Below are 18,305 nucleotides of genomic sequence, written 5' to 3' on the forward strand. Positions count from 1 at the left end.
GACGCCTCCCGGGCACCGTCGCCCGCCGCTACGCCGTCGACCGGCGCGGCAGGACGGTGCGTACGAGGTCGGCCACTCCGCCTTCGGCGGGCGGCGCGGCGACGCAGGAGAGGGCGAGCCGCACGGCCAGTTCGCAGGAGCGGGCCAGTTCGGCGGCGTCCGGCGGCGCAAGCGGCCCTGCGCCGCCCAGGACGGCCACGGCGCGGTCGCGGACGAGGCCCACGAAGTCGCCGGGCGAGGGCAGCGGACCGTCGGCCCGCCGCTGGGCCGGCGCGGCGGCGGAGGGCACCGCCGTCAGGGCCGGCGAGGGCAGCCGCTCGCTCCAGCAGCCGGTGAGCATGGCCCGGACCAGCGCGTTGTCGTGGGCCGCCGACATCATCCACTCGGCGGTCGCGGTGAGCCGTTCGCGCGGGTCGCTGGGCCCGGAGAGCGCGCGCTCCACTCCGGCGAGATAGCCGTCGGCCTCCCGCCGCACCAGCGCCCGGGCGAGGCCGTCCTTGCTGCCGAACTCGTTGTAGAGGGTCTGCCGGGACACCCCGGCGGAAGCCGCCACGTCCACCATCCGCACCGCGGACCACGGCCGGCCCGCCAGCGCCGTGTACGCGGCGTCGAGCAGGGAATCCCGGGCTGCAGGCACCCTCGCCTCCCTCGGGCCGAGCGAATGCTGCCAGATGTACCGAGCGGCTCGCTGCCCAGATTTGACGCGTACGGGGGCACTGTCAAGGGTCCCCGCGCCGCCCGGCCGCCCACGCCACGCCCGCCAAAGCCCTGGTAGCCCCGCCCCGCCCGCGACAGATAGCGTGACGGCATGCCCGATTACCTCGACGACCTCCGCCTCGCCCACGTACTCGCCGACGCCGCCGACGCCGCGACGATGGACCGCTTCAAGGCCCTCGACCTGAAGGTCGAGACGAAGCCGGACATGACCCCGGTGAGCGAGGCGGACAAGGCCGCCGAGGAACTCATCCGCGGTCACCTCGCCCGCGCCCGCCCCCGTGACTCGGTCCACGGCGAGGAGTTCGGCGTGTCGGGCACCGGACCCCGGCGCTGGGTGGTCGACCCGATCGACGGCACCAAGAACTACGTGCGCGGCGTCCCCGTGTGGGCCACCCTCATCTCCCTGATGGAGGCGAAGGAGGGCGGGTACCAGCCGGTCGTCGGCCTCGTCTCGGCGCCCGCCCTCGGCCGCCGCTGGTGGGCGGTGGAGGACCACGGCGCGTTCACCGGCCGCAGCCTGACCTCCGCCCATCGGCTCCACGTCTCCCAGGTCTCCACGCTCTCCGACGCCTCCTTCGCGTACTCCTCGCTGAGCGGCTGGGAGGAGCAGGGCCGCCTCGACGGCTTCCTGGACCTGACCCGCGAGGTGTGGCGCACGCGCGCGTACGGCGACTTCTGGCCGTACATGATGGTCGCCGAGGGCTCGGTGGACATCTGCGCCGAACCCGAGCTCTCCCTCTGGGACATGGCCGCCAACGCGATCATCGTCACGGAGGCCGGGGGCACCTTCACCGGCCTCGACGGCCGCCCCGGCCCGCACAGCGGGAACGCGGCCGCGTCGAACGGCCGGCTCCACGACGAGCTGCTCGGATATCTCAATCAGCGCTACTGAGCGCCCGTCGACTCGCCCTCCGCGCCCCCTTGTTGACCCGTGCTTTACCTGCCACTCTATGAGTTCCCCCACTTGTGAACTTGTGAATCCATGAACTAGCTCATGGATCACCGGCAGGAGGTGGCTCCACCCATGCTCGTCCGAGAAGTCATGAGCACGGTCGTCCTCACCATCGGTCCCGCCCACACACTCCGTCAGGCCGCCGCCCTGATGTCCGCACGCCGCGTCGGCGCGGCCGTGGTGCACGACCCCGACGCCGGCGGCATCGGGATCCTCACCGAACGCGACGTCCTCGTCTCCGTGGGCCGGGGCCAGGACCCGGACACCGAGCGCGCGCACGGCCACACCACCACCGACGTCGTCTTCGCCGCCCCGACCTGGACCGTGGAGGAGGCGGCGGGCGCGATGGCGCACGGCGGCTTCCGCCACCTCATCGTCCTGGACGGCGGCGAGCCCGTCGGCATCGTCTCGGTGCGCGACATCATCCGCCGCTGGGCGCCGGCGCGCGCCGCGCACAACGCTCCGGTGGTGACCGCCTGACGGGACGAGCGGGTACCGGCCGGCCCGGAGCGCGTAGGGCCGGAACGACGAACGGGCCGGGCCCCCGTCCCCGGGGGTCCGGCCCGCCGCAACGGCAAGCGGTCCAGTGCTGGATGTCAGCCGCGCAGGGCCTGGACCGCGGCTTCCAGCCGCTTGCCGAAGTCACCGTCGGCCTGACGGAAGTTGTCGACCGCGCGCTCGACGATGTCGTCGCGTGAGACGCCGGACAGGGCGCCGGCCAGGTTGCCGATCAGCCGCTCCTTCTCCGCGTCCGTCATCAGCCGGTAGAGGTTGCCCGCCTGGACGAAGTCGTCGTCCTCGGCGTGCGAGGGCGCCGGGGTCTCGCCGGTGACGCCGGAGACCGCGACCGGCTGCCACAGGGCCCGGTCCGTCTGGAACGGGCCGCCGAAGCTGTTCGGCTCGTAGTTCTTCGCGCCCTTGTGGCGGCCGTCGTAGAGCCGGCCGTCACGGGAGTTGGTGCGGGCCACGGTGGCGTGCGGGCGGTTCACCGGCAGCTGGTCGGCGTTGATGCCGACGCGGTAGCGGTGGGCGTCGCCGTAGGCGAAGAGGCGGCCCTGGAGCATCTTGTCCGGGGACGGCCCGATGCCGGGCACGAAGTGCGCCGGGGAGAAGATCGACTGCTCGACCTCGGCGAAGATGTTCTCCGGGTTGCGGTTGAGCTCCAGCTTGCCGAACCAGACGATCGGGTAGTCCGCGTGCGGCCACACCTTGGTCAGGTCGAACGGGTTGAAGCGGTACGTCGCCGCCTTTGCGACGGGCATGATCTGCACGCCGACGGTCCAGGACGGGAAGTCACCGCGCTCGATGGCCTCGCGCAGGTCGCGCTGGTGGGAGTCGGGGTCCTCACCGGCGAGCCTGTCGGCCTCGGCCTGGGTGAGGTTCTTGATGCCCTGGTCGGTCTTGAAGTGGTACTTGACCCAGAAGGCCTCGCCCGCCTCGTTGTTCCACTGGTAGGTGTGCGAGCCGAAGCCGTCCATGTGGCGGTACGACGCCGGGATGCCGCGGTCGCCGAACAGCCAGGTCACCTGGTGCGTCGACTCGGGCGACAGGCTCCAGAAGTCCCAGACGTTGTCCATCTCGGTCGAACCCGTGTAGGGGTCGCGCTTCTGGGTGTGGATGAAGTCGGGGAACTTGATGGCGTCCCTGATGAAGAACACCGGGGTGTTGTTGCCGACGAGGTCGTAGTTGCCCTCCTCGGTGTAGAACTTCAGCGAGAAGCCGCGCGGGTCGCGGACGGCGTCCGCCGCGCCCAGGTTGCCGGCCACGGTGGAGAAGCGGAGGAAGGTCTCCGTCTCCTTGCCCACCTCGGAGAGGAAGGCCGCCCGCGTGTACCGGGTGACGTCGGCGGTGACCGTGAAGGTCCCGTAGGCGCCGGCGCCGCGGGCGTGCACGACGCGCTCCGGGATGCGCTCACGGTTGAAGTGGGCCAGCTTCTCCAGCAGGAGCTGGTCTTGGACGAGCACGGGGCCGCCGACGCCCGCCGTCTCACTGTTCTGGTTGTCGGCTACGGGGGCACCTGTCTCCGTAGTGAGCGGTCCCTGGGTCACGAGCTCCTCCTGTGCCAATCCTGGCGATCCTGCTGGTTCTGTCTCTTGGCTAATGATGTCCCTGATCCTACAATAGACAATGTCTAAGTCAAGCAAGACTCCAAAATAACACCCGTTCGGGACCTGGTCCCCCTGCTGTTAGGCTGATGTGTATGAGTGACCTTCTGGAACGGCTGCGTGGGCGCGGTTGGCGCATGACCGCGCAGCGTCGGGTGGTGGCCGAGGTCCTCGACGGCGAACACGTCCACCTGACGGCCGACGAGGTGCATTCCCGGGCCGTGGACAAGCTCCCCGAGATCTCCCGGGCGACCGTCTACAACACCCTGGGCGAGCTGGTCTCGCTCGGCGAGGTGCTGGAGGTGGCGACGGACAAGCGCGCCAAGCGCTACGACCCGAACGCGCACCGGCCGCACCACCACCTGGTCTGCGCCCGGTGCGGAGCGATCCGCGACGTCCACCCGACCGGCAACCCGCTGGCCGACCTCCCCGACTCGGAGCGCTTCGGCTTCACGGTGTCGGACGTCGAGGTGACGTACCGCGGCACCTGCCCGAACTGCGCGGGGGCGTGAGCGGAGCGGGATTTGCTTCTCGTCTTCGTATTGACGTAGTGTTCCATTCATCGACGCGGGGTGGAGCAGCTCGGTAGCTCGCTGGGCTCATAACCCAGAGGTCGCAGGTTCAAATCCTGTCCCCGCTACTGAAGGCCGAGGGCCGGGTTCCGAAAGGAATCCGGCCCTCGGTGCATTGCCCATGGCTGCGGGCAGTCGTGCCTCCCCCAGTGCCTGAACGGCGCCGGCCCGCGCACCCCACTCCCGGCCGGCCGAAACCCCGGGCACCTTTCAGAAGGCACCGAAGCTCAGCGCGGCGTCACGCCGACAGCTCCTGCCGCAACGCGTCCCGCAACCGCGCCGCCCGCTCCGCCACCTCCGCCGGCCCGAGCGACACCGCCAGGTCCGCCCACCGCTGCCCCTCCGCCAGCTCTCCCCGCCGCGCGAACACCAGCGCCAGCCGCAGCGCCGCCCGCCCGTGCCCGGCGTCGGCCGCCCGGCGCCACCACACCACGGCCTCCGGCTCGCTCCCCTCGCGCGCCAGCAGCAGCCCCAGGTTGAACGCGCCGTTGCGCGACCCGGCCTCGGCCGCCTCGCGGTACCACCGCGCCGCCTCCACCACGTCCCCGCGCGCCGCGGCGAGCATCCCGACCCGTACCTGGGCCCGCCGGTGCCCCTGGGAGGCCGCCCGCTCGTACCACTCCTCGCACTCGGACTTCTCCTGCGCCGGCTCGCCCAGTTCGTGCGCGGGCGCGGGCGGCCGGCGCGCGTCCAGCACCGTCGCCAGCCGGTACGCGGCCTCCGCGCTGCCGCCCCCCGCCGCACAGCGCAGGAAGCGCTCCGCCTCGCGCTCGTCGCCGTCGCGCAGCCGTGCCATCCCGACCTGGAGCGCCGCCTCGGTGTGCCCGGCCGCGGCGGCCCGCTCGTACCAGCGCAGCGCCGCCCGTTCCTCGCTCCGCCCGGCGTGCAGGATCCCGAGGTTGAAGGCGGCGTCGACGCTGCCCGCCTCGGCGGCCTTGGAGAACCACGGCTCGGCGCCACTCTCGTCCCCGGCGCGCAGCAGCAGGATGGCCAGCGCGTTGGAGGCCTCCCGGTGCCCGGCGTACGCCGCCCGCCGGTACCACTGCTCGGCCTGCGTGGTGCGCCCCTGCTCGGCGCAGAGCAGCCCGAGGTTGTACGCCCCGTTGTCGTCACCGGCGTCCATCGCGGCCCGGTACCAGCGCTCGGCGGTCTGGGTCTCGCCGCGCTCGGCGTGCAGCGCGCCCAGGGCGTTGGCGGCGTTGCCGTCGCCGTCCTGGGCGGCGCGCAGCCACCACACGGCGGCGCTCTCGGTGTCCCCGGCGTCCCGCAGCAGGAAGCCGAGGGCGCAGGCGGCGCGGGCCTCGCCGTCCTTGGCGGAGGTGAGGTACCAGCGGCCGGCCTCCCTGAGCTCGCCGCGCTTCTCCAGGATCGTCCCGAGGTGCAGGGCGCCCCGCCGGTGACCGCGCGCGGCGGCCTGCCGGTACCACTGCTCGGCCTCGTCCGCCGCGAGTGCGGCGGCCTTGTCGTCGCCGCCCTGCCCGGTCCGCCGGTCCAGCGTCCGCGCCAGCCGGTACGCCGCTTCCCGGTGCCCGCGCTCGGCCGCGGCCCGCATCCACCGCTCGGACCCGGTGTCGTCGCCGCGGTGCTCCAGCAGATCGGCGAGCGCGTAGGCGCCCAGTACGTGGCCCTGTTCCGCGGACTGGCGCAGCCAGTACTCGGCGGCGGGCTCGTCCCCGCGTTCGCGGAAGTGCCGGCCCAGCGCGTGCGCGGCGGCGGCGGACCCGGCGACGGCGGCGATACGCCACCATCCGGCCGCCTCGTCGGCGTATCCGCGCTGGTGCAGCAGGACACCCAGGTTGTTGGCGGCGGCCCGGTCGCCGGCCGCGGTTGCGGCACGCAGGTGGGACTCGGCTCCGTCGAAGTCGCCACGGCGCAGCAGCATGGCGCCGAGCACGCTCATCGCCTCGACGTCGCCTCCGTCGATCGCGAGCCGCAGACGCACTTCCTCGGCGGCCTCGTCGGCGGCTTCCTGAGCCTCGTCCGCGGCTTCCTCCTGACCCGACGGCTGACCGGACGGCTGCGCAAAACGCCCTGTCCCGAACAGATTTGCCATGTCCCCCATAACGTTCATCGTCGCACCACCCGCAACCTCGGTACATCCGGTATACCGCAGTCAGTGAGGTCACTTCAGCGTTTTGTCGACATGCCCACAGGGAGACAAGTCAAACACAGAACTGCCCAACTCCCCTTGGCGGCGCGGCCGTCGTGTCCGCCGGGACATGCGTTCGCACATCACGAAGGCCCGGATTCCTTGAGGAATCCGGGCCTTCGTGGTCGTTCGCACGTAGCTCACGACTTCAGTAGCGGGGACAGGATTTGAACCTGCGACCTCTGGGTTATGAGCCCAGCGAGCTACCGAGCTGCTCCACCCCGCGCCGTTGTGTTCACAACCCTAGCACGGCGCGGGATGGGCCTTGACCAGCTCGAACGCCAGAAGCGAACGCCCGGCGCGAGGCCGGCGGTCAGCCCGTGTCCGAGCCTCCCCCGGCGTCACCGGTCGGCGTGGCGTCCGGACTCGCCTTGTCGTCTCCGGCCTTGTCCCCACTGTTCTTGTCGCCGGTGTTCTTGTCGTCGCCGTTCTTGCCACCGGCGTTCTGGTCGGCCTTGGCCTGTGCGTCCTCGGCCCGCTGGAGCGCGTCCTCAAGGTCCTTCTGCGCCTCGGCGTACGCGGCCAGGTCCTTCTGCTCCAGGGCCTTCTGCCCGGCGTCGAAGGCCTTCTGCGCATCGCTCAGCGCTTCCCGGACCGTGGGGTTGGTGGACGTCGGTGGCGGTTCGGTGGTGTCGTCGCCCTCGTCCGGTGGCTGCTCGTTCTCGGCGGCCTGGGCTCCGAAGACCTTGTTCAGGGCCGCGTCGAGCGTGTTCTCGAAGGCGGTGTTGCCCCCGTAACTCACCAGGACCTTGCGCAGCAACGGGTACTTGAGGTCGCCACCGCGCACGTAGACGGGCTCGACGTACAACAGTCCGCCGTCGAGCGGCACCGTCAGCAGGTTGCCGTACTCCACCTCCGAGTCGCCGCCTCTCAGCAGCCTGATCGACTCGGCGATGTCCTGTTCGGAGTTGAACTGGCTCTGCACCTGTTTGGGTCCGTCGACGGTCGTGCTCGTCGGCAGTTTCAGGATTCTGATCTTGCCGTAGTCACTGGTGCCCGCCTCGGCGTCGACCGCCATGAACGCGCTGAGGTTGTCACGCCCGTTGGGTGTGAACGTCGTCGTCAGCGAGAAGGCCTGCGCCTTCTGGTCCGGCATCTTCATGCTCAGGTAGTACGGCGGCACCGCGTCGCCCGACTTGTTGGTCGGGTCGTCCGGCACCTGCCACACCTCGCTGCCGCTGAGGAACGTGTTGGCGTCCTTCACGTGGTAGCGCGTGAGCAGCTCGCGCTGGACCTTGAACAGGTCCTGCGGATAGCGCAGGTGCGCCATCAGCTCCTTGGAGATCTCGCTCTTGTCCTGCACCGTGTCCGGGAACGCCTTCATCCAGGTCTTCAGGATCGGATCCTGGGTGTCCCACTGGTAGAGCTTCACGTCACCGCTGTACGCGTCGACGGTCGCCTTCACGGAGTTGCGGATGTAGTTGACCTGGTTCTGCTGGGCCACCACCGCGCGCGAGTTGTTGTTGGCGGTCAGCGAGTCCGCCGTGGTGTCGCCGAGCGTCGTACGGGAGGCGTACGGATAGCCGTTCGTCGTCGTGTAGGCATCGACGATCCACTGGATACGGCCGTCCACCACCGCCGGATAGGCGTCGCCGTCGATGGTCAGCCACGGCGCGACCGCCTCGACGCGCTCCTTGGGCGTGCGGTTGTAAAGGATCCGCGAACCCTCGCCGATGGCACCGGAGTAGAGGATCTGCGGCTCGCTGAACGCGGCCGCGTACGCCGCCCGGTTGATCGGGCTGGACAGGTCGACTCCGCCGTCGCCCTTGTAGCTGAACGTCTTCTCCCCGGTGTCGTCGGAGTAGTCGATCTCCTTCTGGGGACCGCCGACGATCGAGTAGGTGGTGGTCTTCTCGCCGTAGTAGACCCGCTGCTCGTACTTCCCGAGGTTGCCCTCGGACGGCAGGTTGGACTCGGTGAAGACCGGGCGTCCCTCGGAGTCGACCTGGGTGCCCTTCGCCGCGACCACGCCGTAGCCGTGGGTGTAGCGGAAGTGGTTGTTGATCCAGTTCTTCTTCGGGATGCCTGCCAGGTTCAGCTCGCGCAGGCCGATGACCGTGTCCTGGTCCTTGCCGTCCTTGGCGTAGCGGTCGACGTCCAGGTTGGTCGGGAACGCGTAGTAGTTACGCATCTGCTGGAGCTGCTGGAACGTCGGCGAGATGATGTTCGGGTCCATGATCCGGACGGACGCCGCGGCGTCCGCGTCGTCGCGGAGCTTGGTCTTGTCCTTGGTCTCGCTCTTGCCCGGGTACTCGGTGACCTGGGTGCCCTCGATGCCGTACGCGTCGCGCGTGGCCGCGAGGTTCTTCTCGACGTACGGCGCCTCCTTGGCCTGCTCGTTGGGCTGGACCTGGAACTTCTGGACCAGCGCCGGGTACAGACCGCCGATGAGGATCGCGGAGAGCACCATCAGGCCGAAGCCGATCACGGGCAGCTGCCAGGTGCGCCGCCACAGGGTGGCGAAGAACAACAGGGCGCAGATGACCGCGATGCAGAACAGGATCGTCTTGGCCGGCAGGTAGGCGTTGGCGTCGACGTACCTGAGGCCCGTCCAGTTGTCGGTCGCCTTGAAGTCGCTGGACTTCACCGCGAGGCCGTACCGGTCGAGCCAGTAGGCGACGGCCTTGAGGGCGACGAAGACGCCGATGAGCACCGACAGGTGCCCGGTGGCGGCGGCCGTGGCGCGCGCGCCGGGGCTGGTGACCCGGAGCCCGCCGTACAGGTAGTGGGTCAGCGCGGCGGCGATCACGGAAATGATCACGGCTGCGAAGCCGAAGCCGAGCAGGAACCGGTACCAGGGCAGGTCGAAGGCGTAAAAGGAGACGTCCAGCTTGAACTGGGGGTCCTTCTGCCCGAAGGGCACGCCGTTGACCCACATCAGCCAGGTGCGCCACTGACCGGACGCCGAGGCGCCGGCGATCAGGCCGACCAGGGCGGTGATGCCGAGCAGCAGCCACTTCTTGTACGGGGCGATGCCCATCCGGTACCGGTCGAGGTTCTGCTGCTCCATCGACATGGCGCTCAGCGGCGGGCGCAGGCGGTGGGCCAACCAGATGTTGAACCCGACGGCGAGCGCCATCAGCAGGCCGAAGACGAAGAAGAGCCCGATCTTGGTCCACAGGGTCGTCGTGAACACCGACGAGTAGTGAACAGACCGGTACCAGAGCCAGTCCGTCCAGAATCCCGCGAACATGGTGAACGCCATGGCGAGCACGGCCAGGACACCAAGTGTCAGCAGCAGGGTTCGGACACGCCGGGACGGGCGGCCCACTCTGATCCGCGGCCCCGACGGGGGGCCTCCGCCGCGGTCCGGCATCTGGAAAGCCAAGGTGCGCACCTCGAAGTTCGCTGTTGATCCGTCAGGCCCTCGGGTTCGCGGGCCCCCCGTGCGCCCCCGTGATCGCGGGCCCACACTTATGCAACTTACTCATCGTTTACTCGGTTCCCGATTCGGGCCATGAACGAGGCAGGATTGTGACCATGTCCAACACCCCCATGGCAGCGAGCCCCCTGACCCGGGCCGTACTCGAGATCGACGAGTACGTCTCCGGCCTCGGCTGGGACCAGCCCGCACGCCTCTTCGCACTTGTCGACACCGCACGGCTGCGGGCCGAGCAGCCCTCCCTCGCGGACCGGCTCGGTCTGCGGGAAGAGTCGGAGACCTCCGGCCTGACCCCGATCGAGCAGGACGAGATTCCAACGGACCAGGCACTCGACGAGTTCCTGGGCACCATCGCCTGGCCCGACTCCGTGGTCGGCTGCGCGCTCGTCGTGGAACGGCTGATGCTGCCGCCCTCGGCCGAGGCCCAGGTGCCCTCGGGCCTCAACGAGAAGAAGCTCGCACAGTGGGTGGCGGAGCACCCGGACCGTCAGGAGGTCCGCATGACGGTCGCGGTCCTGCGCGACGGCGCCCGCGACTCGGCCCTGCGGCTGCGGGAGAAGGACACGGCCACGGAGGTCCTCACGGGTTCCGACCTGGTGCCGGGTCTGGCCGAGGCGCTGACGGCGACCTTCGAGGAGTAGACCCGCCGGACGCCGACCGCCGGGACGGACGGCTGGGCCGGAAGGGTCAGCCCTCCGTGCACTTCGGCAGGTCGGCGGTCTTTCCGGAACGGATGTCCTTGAGCGCGCCGAGGGCGTCGTCGATGGTGTCGACCTTCACCAGGGTGAGCCCGTCGGGGGTGTCCTCGGCGGCCGCCGCGCAGTTGTCCGCGGGCGTCAGGAAGTACTGGGCGCCCTTGTCGTGCGCGCCGATGGTCTTCATGCCGATGCCGCCGATCGGGCCGACCTTGCCGTTGTCGTCGATCGTCCCGGTGCCGGCGACGAACTTGCCGCCGGTGAGGTCGCCGGGGGTCAGCTTGTCGTAGATGCCGAGGGCGAACATCAGACCGGCGCTCGGGCCGCCGACGTCGGCCAGCTTGATGTCGATGTCGAACGGGAACGTGTGGTCGGTCCCGGCGGAGATCCCGACGACGGCGCGCTTCTCCCCGGCGTCGTCCGAGGTCTCCGTGGTGATCGCGACCTTCTGCGTCTTCGTCGCCGTCCGGCCCTCCTTCTCCGCGGCGGCCTGCTCCTTGGCGGGCACGATCGTGAAGACGGTGTCCTCGCCCGGCTTGTGCTTGGTCACCAGCTCGGAGACATCCGTGGGCTTCTTGACGGTCGTGCCGTCCACGGCCTTGATCACGTCACCGGCGTGCAGCCTGCCCTGCGACGGGGAGTCCTTGACGACGGCGGAGACGACCACCCAGGACTTCACCGGGACGTCCAGCGCCTTCAGGGCGGCCACCTTCGCGGTCTCCTGGGACTGGCTGAACTCCTCCGCGTTCTCCTGGGTGGCCTGTTCCTCGGTCTTGCCGTCCGGGTAGAGCGTGTCGTGCGGCACCACGCTGTTGTCGTGCGCCAGCCAGCCGTAGACGGCCTCCACGAGGTTCATCTTGTACTCGGCGCTGGTGACCCGGACGGTGGTCATGTTCAGATGACCGCTCGCCTCGTAGGTCTTGTGGCCGGAGATCTGGAGCACCGGCTCGCCGTCGTGGTCCCCCAGGGTGTTCACCGTCGGCCCGGGTGACATCTCCGAGTACGGCACGGGGATGAACACACCCGCGCACAGGAGCGCGATCAGCATCAGGGTGGAGGCGAGCATCGTCGCGGTGCGGCGTGGCATGGCACGACAGTACGGGACGCGGCTGTCGGAACACCGTCAGGGCGGGGTGGCCGCCGGGCGCCCGTCGAGGCGGCCCTCAGGCACCCGTGCGGGGCTTCTCCATGGCCTCACGGAACCGGGCGTACCCGTCCAGTTCGGGACCGTCGCTCCGCGCCTTGCGGGTCCGGTTGGCCCAACTGCCCCACAGGCCCGCACCGACAGCGGCCACCAGCGGAATGAGCAACCAGGCAAGCGCTGCCATGCCGACCTCCCAACCCCATGAGCGTCCGCGACTGACTGATCAGCAGATTAACCATTCGCAGTGACAACGCTCACGCCGGGGGGCGGGTTACGCAACCCGAGCCACGGGCGCGACGCCGCGTCCGCCACCAGGGCCTGGGGCGCTAGGCGCCCACCCATTCCTCGGTGCCGTCGGAGAACGTCTGGTGCTTCCAGATGGGCACCTCGTGCTTCAGGTCGTCGATCAGCTTCCGGCAGGCGTCGAAGGCCTCGCCCCGGTGCGGGCAGGACACGGCGACGACCACCGCGAGGTCCCCGACCTCCAGGTCCCCCACACGGTGCAGCGCCGCGAGCGCCCGTACGGGGTACTCCGCGACGACCTTCTCCGCGATCCGCCGCATCTCGGTCTCGGCGCTCGGGTGGCACGAGTACCCGAGCCGGTCGACGTCGGTACCGCCGTCGTGGTTGCGCACGGTCCCCACGAACAGCGCGGTGCCGCCCGACGAGTCGTCCCCGACCGCGCGGAAGACCTCGTCCAGGGACAGGGGTGTCTCGCGGATGCCGATCAGCTTGACGGGGTCCGCTGCGGCCCGCTCGCCGGGGTGGTCGTTCGTGGTTGCCATACGCCCATCGTGCCGCACGCCGCGGACGGCGCGGAATAGCGTGATCACCCGGCACGCGCGCGTGGTGCCTTGGAGCCTCCTACGGAGGCCGCCGGGCCGGGTCCGTCTCAGATGCGGCGCCGGGCCTTGCGCGCGCGGCGCACCACCGCGGCCGCGCCCAGCAGCGCCACCGTGGCGCCCGCGGCCCCCGCCGCCGTCGCGTCCTTGCGTCCGAGGCGCCGGCCGGCCACCGTGTGCCGCCCCGAGACCTCCTCCAGCAGCTCCGCCAGGACCTCCTCGTTCGTGTGCCTGGGACGCCATCCGGCATCGTGCAGGCGGCTGCCGCTCACGACCCAGGGGTACATCGTGTACGCCAGGTCACCCGCCGGGGAGGGCGTCAGTCCGATCCGGTGCAGCCGGGCCGCCGCGCCGAGCGCGACCGCGGAGGGCAGCTCCATGCGCCGGATGCCGCTCAGCTCCTCGACCTCCTCCTGCTCCAGCCAGCCGTCGCACCCGACGGCCAGCTCACCGTCGGCCTTCTCCAGGACGGCGTACTCCAGGGCACTGCACAGGTCGTCGACGTGGCAGAACTGCCAGGCGGGCCGCGAACCGGCCACGACCAGCAGCCGGGGCGACTCGAAGTACCTGGTCAGCGCGGTGTCCATGCCCCCGACCAGCACGGCGGGCCGTACCACGGTCACGTTCAGGCCGGGATGCGCCCGGGGCGCGCGCCGCGCGAGCCGCTCGATCTCCAGCAGGTCCCCGACGCCCGTGGCCTCGGCCGTGGCGCGCAGCTCGGCATCCTCGGACAGCGGCAGCTCGTTGTCCGGGAGGGCGCCGTAGACCATCGCGGAGGTGCACAGCACGACCCGGTGCACGCCGGCCGCCGCCGCGGCGGTCAGGACGGTCTGCGTCCCCCGGACGTTGTAAGCCGTACGGGCGGCCGCATCGGTCTCCAGGTCGAGGTCGAGCGCCAGGTGCACCACAACGTCCGCACCACGCAGTTTCTCGGCGATGGCCGGGTCCCGTACGTCCAGGATCTGCCACTCGGCCGTCTCGCACTCCCCGCGCCGTTCGTCGATGGCCACGACCTGTCTGACCTCGTCGGACGCGGCGAGCCGCGCGGTGAGCAGGGCCCCGACCCCGGACGCGGCACCGGTGACCGCGACGACGGGTCCGCGCGCGCCGGGGCGGGCGGAACTGGTTGACTGGTTTCGCGCTGCGCGAACCTGCGGATCTGGGGAACTCACCGGGCGTCTCCAGAGGTTGTCTTCAGTACGAGCGCGAGCGACGCGTGCGTACCAGGTGGCATCCATCCTGCCGCAGGCCGTCAGTCGGCGAAGCACCGAGGCCCGAACGGCTTCGGGTGTCTACGCTGGGTGGTGAAGTCGGGCAGCCGTGCCGCCGGAAAGAACCGGCGGCCCTACCAGCCGAGGAACCCCGTGAGTGACACCCCATTCGGATTCGGCCTTCCGCCGGAGGAGCCGGACGACGGCGACGAAGGCAAGAAGAAGGACCAGCAGAGCGGCGGTGGTCAGGGACCGGCCAACCCGTTCGGTTTCGGGATGTCCGGAGCCGGAGGCCTGGGCGGCCCCGGCGCGGACAACCCGTTCGCTGCCATGTTCGGTTCCATGAACCCCAACGACCTGGGCGCCGCGTTCCAGCAGCTGGGCCAGATGCTCTCCTACGAGGGCGGCCCGGTGAACTGGGACATGGCCAAGCAGATCGCCCGCCAGACGGTCTCCCAGGGCACGCCGGACGGCCGCAAGGACGCCAGCGTCGGTCCCTCCGAGCGCAATGCCGTCCAGGAGGCCGTGCGCCTGGCCGACCTGTGGCTGGACGACGCGACGGCCCTGCCGTCGGGTGCGGGCACCGCCGTCGCCTGGAGCCGCGCGGAGTGGGTCGAGGCGACCCTGCCCGCCTGGCGCGAGCTGGTCGACCCGGTCGCCGAGCGCGTCGGCAACGCCATGGGCGACGTCCTGCCGGAGGAGATGCAGGCCATGGCCGGCCCGCTGATCGGCATGATGCGGTCCATGGGCGGCGCCATGTTCGGCACGCAGATCGGGCAGGCCGTCGGCGTGCTCGCCGGTGAGGTCGTCGGCTCGACCGACGTGGGCCTGCCGCTCGGCCCGGCCGGCAAGGCCGCGCTGCTGCCGGTGAACATCGAGTCGTTCGGCAAGGACCTCGGCGTGCCGCAGGAGGAGGTGCGGCTGTACCTGGCTCTGCGCGAGGCCGCCCACCAGCGCCTCTTCGCGCACGTGCCGTGGCTGCGCTCGCATCTGTTCGGCGCCGTCGAGGGCTACGCCCGTGGCATCAAGGTCGACACGGCCAAGCTGGAGGACGTGGTCGGCCAGTTCGACCCGCAGAACCCCGAGCAGCTGCAGGAGGCTCTCCAGCAGGGCATGTTCCAGCCGGAGGACACCCCGGAGCAGAAGGCGGCCCTGGCCCGTCTGGAGACCGCCCTGGCGCTCGTCGAGGGCTGGGTGGACGCGGTGGTGCACACCGCCGCCAAGCCGCGCCTGTCCTCCGCCGACGCGCTGCGCGAGACGCTGCGCCGCCGTCGCGCCTCGGGCGGTCCCGCGGAGCAGACGTTCGCGACGCTGATCGGCCTGGAGCTGCGCCCGCGCCGGCTGCGCGACGCCTCCCGTCTGTGGGCGTCCCTGACGGACGCGCACGGTGTCGACGGCCGGGACGGCCTGTGGGCCCACCCGGACATGCTGCCGACCGCGACCGACCTGGACGACCCGGACGGCTTCGTGCACCGCGAGCAGCTCGACTTCTCCGAGCTGGACAAGATGCTCGGCGAGGCGGCGGGCAAGCCCGATCTGAAGAAGAAGGACCAGGGCGAGAGCCGGGACGACGGCCCGGACGAGACCAAGGGCGACGGCGGCGAGTGAGCCTCCACGACGACGCGGTCCTGGTCCTCAAGGCGTACGAGGGCCAGGACGAGCTGCGGCAGGTCTATCTGGACCATCTCGCGGCCCACCCCGACGGGATGTGGAAGGCCTGCGCCGACGGGCACGTCACGGCGAGCGCCATGGTGATCGACCCCTCGCGCGAGCGGGTCCTGCTGACCCTGCACAAGAAGATGCGCAGGTGGCTGCAGATGGGCGGTCACTGCGAGCCGGTCGACGAGACGCTGGCCCGGGCGGCCCTGCGCGAGGGCACGGAGGAGTCGGGCATCGCCGGACTGACCCTGCTGTCCGGCGGCCCGGTGCGGCTGGACCGCCACCACACGCCCTGCGCCTGGCACCTGGACGTCCAGTACGCGGCCGTGGCTCCCGAGGGTGCGGTGGAGGCGATCAGCGACGAGTCCCTCGACCTGCGCTGGTTCCCGTACGCCGAGGTCGCGGACGTCGCCGACGAGTCGGTCGTGCGCCTGCTGGAGGCGACCCGCGCCCGCCTGTGAGCGGTAAGGGGTGACCGCCCTGGCGATCACCCCTTACCGAACGGTGGCCGTGGGAGCGCTCAGCTCCAGACGTTGCCCTGGTTCTGACCGCGGGCCCCGTGCTGGCCCATGCCGTACTGCGCGGCGAGCCCTTGCCCGACCTGGGCGTTCTGCGGCGGCAGCAGCTCGCTGGGCTGGACGAGCGCGAAGCCGCTGCCCATGAAGCTCAGCTCCCAGCCCTCGCCGGTGTTGCCGCGCCGCCGCCACACCCCGGAGGAGTGCGTCTGGGCCTGCATCTGCACGCGCAGGCCGGTGGACCAGGCGACGATCGCGTCGGCGTCGCAGTTGACGTACTTGTCGGGCGTCACCTGCATGAACAAGGGGGAGCCCGACGTGATCAGAGCGACCTTGCCCCGGCCGGTGATGTTGAGCTGGTACTTCCCCGAGCCGGAGATGCCGTAGAGGCTGTCCACCGCGATGACCTCGTGGTGGAGGGACGAGTCCATCGCGAGCACGTAGCTGCTGTCGACGGTGAGTCCGTCCTGGTCGACGTCCACCACGTGGACGCACTGGGCGAGGTTGGCGAAGTACACCGTGCCCTGCCCGTGGCAGCGCATCAGGTCCAGGCCCTCACCGGTGTGCGCACGCGCGCGCGACTGGTTGTTGCTCTGGTACTCGGCGTCGAACTCGACGAGTCCCTGGTAGGCGACCATCGTGCCCTTGCGGGCGAGCACGTCGTCGTGGCCCGTCAGGGCGACGCGGAGCATGTGCTTGTTCTGCAGGCTCCAGGCGTCCTGGGTCTGCTGGTCGTTGTAGGCGAAAATCGGGCTCTGCATGATGGTGTGGCTCCCCCTCAGCCCCGGACCCGGAGGCGGTCGGTGCTGTCCTCGCTGGGCTGGACGACGACGATGCCCTGACCGGAGAAGGCCATCTGGAAGGCCTCGCCGCTGCCGCGGCCGATCAGCGACTGTGCCTTGAAGCTGCGCTTGCCCTTCACCTTGAGGTTCGGGGACCAGGCGACGAGCGCGTCCGGGTCGACGTAGGTCTCGTCCTCGCCGCCGCCGCAGTCGACCACGATCGGCTTGCCCCGGGAGGTGAGCGCGACCCAGCCCTGGCCGGAGATCTTGGTGTTCCACAGGCCCTGCCCGGCGAACTTCGCCAGACCCTTGACCCGCTCCACGCCCCACGTGAGGTGGGCGTCGAAGGCGAGCAGGTTGGTGGCGTTGACGGAGATCCCGTCGCCGTTGAGGTTGATGACGACGACGTTGGCGCCGTAGTCGGCGAGGTAGAGCAGTCCGTCGCCGGAGCACTTCATCAGGGGCGCGCCCTCGCCGGTCATCCAGTCCTTGGCGATCTGGCGGACGGCCGGCGGGTTGGGCTCGTACTGGACGAAGCCCTCGTAGGCGACCATCGAGCCCACGCGCGCGAAGAGGTCGTTTCCGGTCTGCATGGCGACCTTCAGCATGTGGTTGCCGTGGTTCTCCATGCGGGCGGCGACGGGTGCGGGAGCGTAGCCCGCGAGCGGCTGGTTCATGTCGGGCTCTCCCTCAGATCTCGTACGGCTGGACGACGACGAAGCTGCCGGGCGCGGCCCGGAACTGCAGGTTGACGCTCTCGCCGGTGTCGCCCGCGTAGGAGTTGCGGCGCATCCGCACCTGGCTGGAGACGACCACCTGGGCGGCGGCGGACCAGGCGACGACGGCGTTGCAGTCGGCGAAGGTCGTGGGCGTGACCGGCAGCACCACGGGCACACCGCGCGTCTTCACGACGATCGTGCCGGTGCCCTGGAACTGCATCGTGAACAGCGCGCCGCCCGGGATGCCGTGCCCCTCGACGCGGCGGACCTCGTACTGGAGGCTCTCGTCGAAGGCCAGGACGTTCTCCGCGGAGACGCAGACGGCGTCGCCCTGGAGCTCGATGGGGTGGAGCATCGCGGAGTTGTCCGCGAGGAAGACCTGCCCCTTGCCGGTGCAGCGCATCAGCTGCATCTCCTGACCGGTCGCGTTGCCCACGACCCGGCCGGCGAATCCGGCGCCCTTGTAGCTGAAGTCGACCTTGCCCTGGTAGAGCACCATGCTGCCCTGCCGGGCGAGCACGGGCTGGCCCTCCGCTCCGAGGTCGACGCGGACCAGCTTCTTGTTCTGCTGCGTCCAGCGCTGCCCGGGCGCGGTCTCCCGGAACTGCTGGAGCGCCGCCGTCACACCGGCGCCCTGCGGTGCTCCCTGGGGCATGCCCTGGGCAGGCTGCTGGCCGTAGCCGGGCGGGGGCGTCGGCTGACCGTGGGCCGCGGGCGGGCCGGGCTGGCCGTAGCCGGGAGGCGCGGTCGGCTGCCCGTATCCCGGCGGCGGGCCGGGGACCTGGGGAGCCTGCGGCTGGCCGTAGCCGGGAGGCGGCGGCGCGCTCTGGCCGGGCACCTGGCCGTACGGCGGCTGCTGAC

At 70.8% G+C, this 18,305-nt stretch carries 17 protein-coding genes and 2 tRNA genes; 7 read left to right on the plus strand and 12 right to left on the minus strand.

Going from position 1 to position 18,305, the window contains the following annotated elements:
* Positions 1 to 28: 28 nt before the first annotated feature.
* On the minus strand, positions 29 to 637 hold the full coding sequence (locus BZZ08_RS20670; RefSeq protein ID WP_104633740.1) for a TetR/AcrR family transcriptional regulator: 609 nt from the start codon (positions 635 to 637) through the stop codon (positions 29 to 31).
* A gap of 171 nt (positions 638 to 808) precedes the next feature.
* Between BZZ08_RS20670 and hisN the strand changes: the two genes are divergently transcribed.
* A complete protein-coding gene (gene hisN, locus BZZ08_RS20675; RefSeq protein ID WP_104633741.1) occupies positions 809 to 1,609 on the plus strand; it encodes a histidinol-phosphatase in 801 nt (266 codons plus the stop codon).
* 132 nt (positions 1,610 to 1,741) lie between these two features.
* On the plus strand, positions 1,742 to 2,149 hold the full coding sequence (locus tag BZZ08_RS20680; RefSeq protein WP_198601596.1) for a CBS domain-containing protein: 408 nt from the start codon (positions 1,742 to 1,744) through the stop codon (positions 2,147 to 2,149).
* A gap of 116 nt (positions 2,150 to 2,265) precedes the next feature.
* Here the strand turns inward: BZZ08_RS20680 and BZZ08_RS20685 are convergent, their stop codons facing one another.
* Positions 2,266 to 3,717 (minus strand): catalase, encoded by a 1,452-nt coding sequence (locus BZZ08_RS20685; protein WP_104633743.1) that lies wholly within the window; start codon positions 3,715 to 3,717, stop codon positions 2,266 to 2,268.
* Between the two features lie 152 nt (positions 3,718 to 3,869).
* On the opposite strand from BZZ08_RS20685, the gene BZZ08_RS20690 reads away from it, so the two are divergent.
* Entirely contained in the window at positions 3,870 to 4,286 is a 417-nt protein-coding gene (locus tag BZZ08_RS20690) for a Fur family transcriptional regulator (protein ID WP_104633744.1), read from the plus strand.
* 54 nt (positions 4,287 to 4,340) lie between these two features.
* A tRNA-Met gene (locus tag BZZ08_RS20695) sits at positions 4,341 to 4,414 on the plus strand.
* 170 nt (positions 4,415 to 4,584) lie between these two features.
* Here BZZ08_RS20695 and BZZ08_RS20700 read toward each other — a convergent pair.
* The 3 genes from BZZ08_RS20700 to BZZ08_RS20710 all read right to left on the minus strand — a co-directional run bounded on the left by BZZ08_RS20700 (position 4,585) and on the right by BZZ08_RS20710 (position 9,811).
* Positions 4,585 to 6,408, minus strand: a complete 1,824-nt coding sequence (locus BZZ08_RS20700) for a tetratricopeptide repeat protein (protein ID WP_104633745.1) — start codon at positions 6,406 to 6,408, stop codon at positions 4,585 to 4,587.
* 239 nt (positions 6,409 to 6,647) lie between these two features.
* Positions 6,648 to 6,721, minus strand: a tRNA-Met gene (locus BZZ08_RS20705).
* 87 nt (positions 6,722 to 6,808) lie between these two features.
* Positions 6,809 to 9,811, minus strand: coding sequence for a UPF0182 family membrane protein (locus BZZ08_RS20710; protein WP_104633746.1), 3,003 nt, complete (start codon positions 9,809 to 9,811; stop codon positions 6,809 to 6,811).
* Between the two features lie 164 nt (positions 9,812 to 9,975).
* On the opposite strand from BZZ08_RS20710, the gene BZZ08_RS20715 reads away from it, so the two are divergent.
* Complete coding sequence (locus BZZ08_RS20715) at positions 9,976 to 10,518, plus strand: PPA1309 family protein (RefSeq protein WP_198601597.1); 543 nt, start codon at positions 9,976 to 9,978, stop codon at positions 10,516 to 10,518.
* A 46-nt stretch (positions 10,519 to 10,564) separates the two neighbouring features.
* Here the strand turns inward: BZZ08_RS20715 and BZZ08_RS20720 are convergent, their stop codons facing one another.
* The 4 genes from BZZ08_RS20720 to BZZ08_RS20730 form a co-directional block, all read right to left on the minus strand.
* Positions 10,565 to 11,659 (minus strand): YlbL family protein, encoded by a 1,095-nt coding sequence (locus tag BZZ08_RS20720; RefSeq protein WP_104633748.1) that lies wholly within the window; start codon positions 11,657 to 11,659, stop codon positions 10,565 to 10,567.
* Positions 11,660 to 11,735: 76 nt separating this feature from the next.
* Positions 11,736 to 11,900, minus strand: coding sequence for a hypothetical protein (locus BZZ08_RS39035; RefSeq protein ID WP_007444545.1), 165 nt, complete (start codon positions 11,898 to 11,900; stop codon positions 11,736 to 11,738).
* 142 nt (positions 11,901 to 12,042) lie between these two features.
* Positions 12,043 to 12,501, minus strand: coding sequence for a molybdenum cofactor biosynthesis protein MoaE (locus BZZ08_RS20725; RefSeq protein ID WP_104633749.1), 459 nt, complete (start codon positions 12,499 to 12,501; stop codon positions 12,043 to 12,045).
* Between the two features lie 107 nt (positions 12,502 to 12,608).
* Positions 12,609 to 13,730: an SDR family oxidoreductase gene (locus BZZ08_RS20730; RefSeq protein WP_104633750.1), complete on the minus strand. Its 1,122-nt coding sequence runs from the start codon at positions 13,728 to 13,730 to the stop codon at positions 12,609 to 12,611.
* Positions 13,731 to 13,922: 192 nt separating this feature from the next.
* Between BZZ08_RS20730 and BZZ08_RS20735 the strand changes: the two genes are divergently transcribed.
* Positions 13,923 to 15,377 carry a zinc-dependent metalloprotease gene (locus tag BZZ08_RS20735; RefSeq protein ID WP_104633751.1) on the plus strand — a complete coding sequence of 485 codons (1,455 nt, stop codon included), beginning with the start codon at positions 13,923 to 13,925 and terminating at the stop codon, positions 15,375 to 15,377.
* Positions 15,374 to 15,889 (plus strand): NUDIX hydrolase, encoded by a 516-nt coding sequence (locus BZZ08_RS20740; protein ID WP_104633752.1) that lies wholly within the window; start codon positions 15,374 to 15,376, stop codon positions 15,887 to 15,889. The genes BZZ08_RS20735 and BZZ08_RS20740 overlap by 4 nt, the downstream gene beginning before the upstream one ends.
* Before the next feature lie 59 nt (positions 15,890 to 15,948).
* On the opposite strand, the gene BZZ08_RS20745 is transcribed toward BZZ08_RS20740, so the two are convergent.
* The 3 genes from BZZ08_RS20745 to BZZ08_RS20755 all read right to left on the minus strand — a co-directional run.
* Positions 15,949 to 16,704: an AIM24 family protein gene (locus BZZ08_RS20745; protein ID WP_104633753.1), complete on the minus strand. Its 756-nt coding sequence runs from the start codon at positions 16,702 to 16,704 to the stop codon at positions 15,949 to 15,951.
* Between the two features lie 17 nt (positions 16,705 to 16,721).
* Entirely contained in the window at positions 16,722 to 17,402 is a 681-nt protein-coding gene (locus tag BZZ08_RS20750) for an AIM24 family protein (RefSeq protein WP_104633754.1), read from the minus strand.
* A gap of 13 nt (positions 17,403 to 17,415) precedes the next feature.
* Positions 17,416 to 18,305, minus strand: an 890-nt coding sequence (locus tag BZZ08_RS20755; protein WP_133169216.1) for an AIM24 family protein, incomplete at its 5' end; no start/stop codon positions are given.

Origin of the sequence: Streptomyces sp. MH60, from assembly GCF_002939385.1 — a bacterium.
Lineage (GTDB): Bacteria > Actinomycetota > Actinomycetes > Streptomycetales > Streptomycetaceae > Streptomyces.

Excerpts from the sequence above, each read along its gene's own strand:
- BZZ08_RS20690 (WP_104633744.1), top strand. The coding sequence starts at position 3,870 with ATGAGTGACCTTCTGGAACGGCTGCGTGGGCGCGGTTGGCGCATGACC.
- BZZ08_RS20725 (WP_104633749.1), bottom strand. The coding sequence starts at position 12,501 with ATGGCAACCACGAACGACCACCCCGGCGAGCGGGCCGCAGCGGACCCC.
- BZZ08_RS20715 (WP_198601597.1), top strand. The coding sequence starts at position 9,976 with ATGTCCAACACCCCCATGGCAGCGAGCCCCCTGACCCGGGCCGTACTC.
- BZZ08_RS20680 (WP_198601596.1), top strand. The coding sequence starts at position 1,742 with ATGCTCGTCCGAGAAGTCATGAGCACGGTCGTCCTCACCATCGGTCCC.
- BZZ08_RS20700 (WP_104633745.1), bottom strand. The coding sequence starts at position 6,408 with ATGGGGGACATGGCAAATCTGTTCGGGACAGGGCGTTTTGCGCAGCCG.
- BZZ08_RS20720 (WP_104633748.1), bottom strand. The coding sequence starts at position 11,659 with ATGCCACGCCGCACCGCGACGATGCTCGCCTCCACCCTGATGCTGATC.
- BZZ08_RS20745 (WP_104633753.1), bottom strand. The coding sequence starts at position 16,704 with ATGCAGAGCCCGATTTTCGCCTACAACGACCAGCAGACCCAGGACGCC.
- hisN (WP_104633741.1), top strand. The coding sequence starts at position 809 with ATGCCCGATTACCTCGACGACCTCCGCCTCGCCCACGTACTCGCCGAC.
- BZZ08_RS39035 (WP_007444545.1), bottom strand. The coding sequence starts at position 11,900 with ATGGCAGCGCTTGCCTGGTTGCTCATTCCGCTGGTGGCCGCTGTCGGT.
- BZZ08_RS20710 (WP_104633746.1), bottom strand. The coding sequence starts at position 9,811 with ATGCCGGACCGCGGCGGAGGCCCCCCGTCGGGGCCGCGGATCAGAGTG.
- BZZ08_RS20750 (WP_104633754.1), bottom strand. The coding sequence starts at position 17,402 with ATGAACCAGCCGCTCGCGGGCTACGCTCCCGCACCCGTCGCCGCCCGC.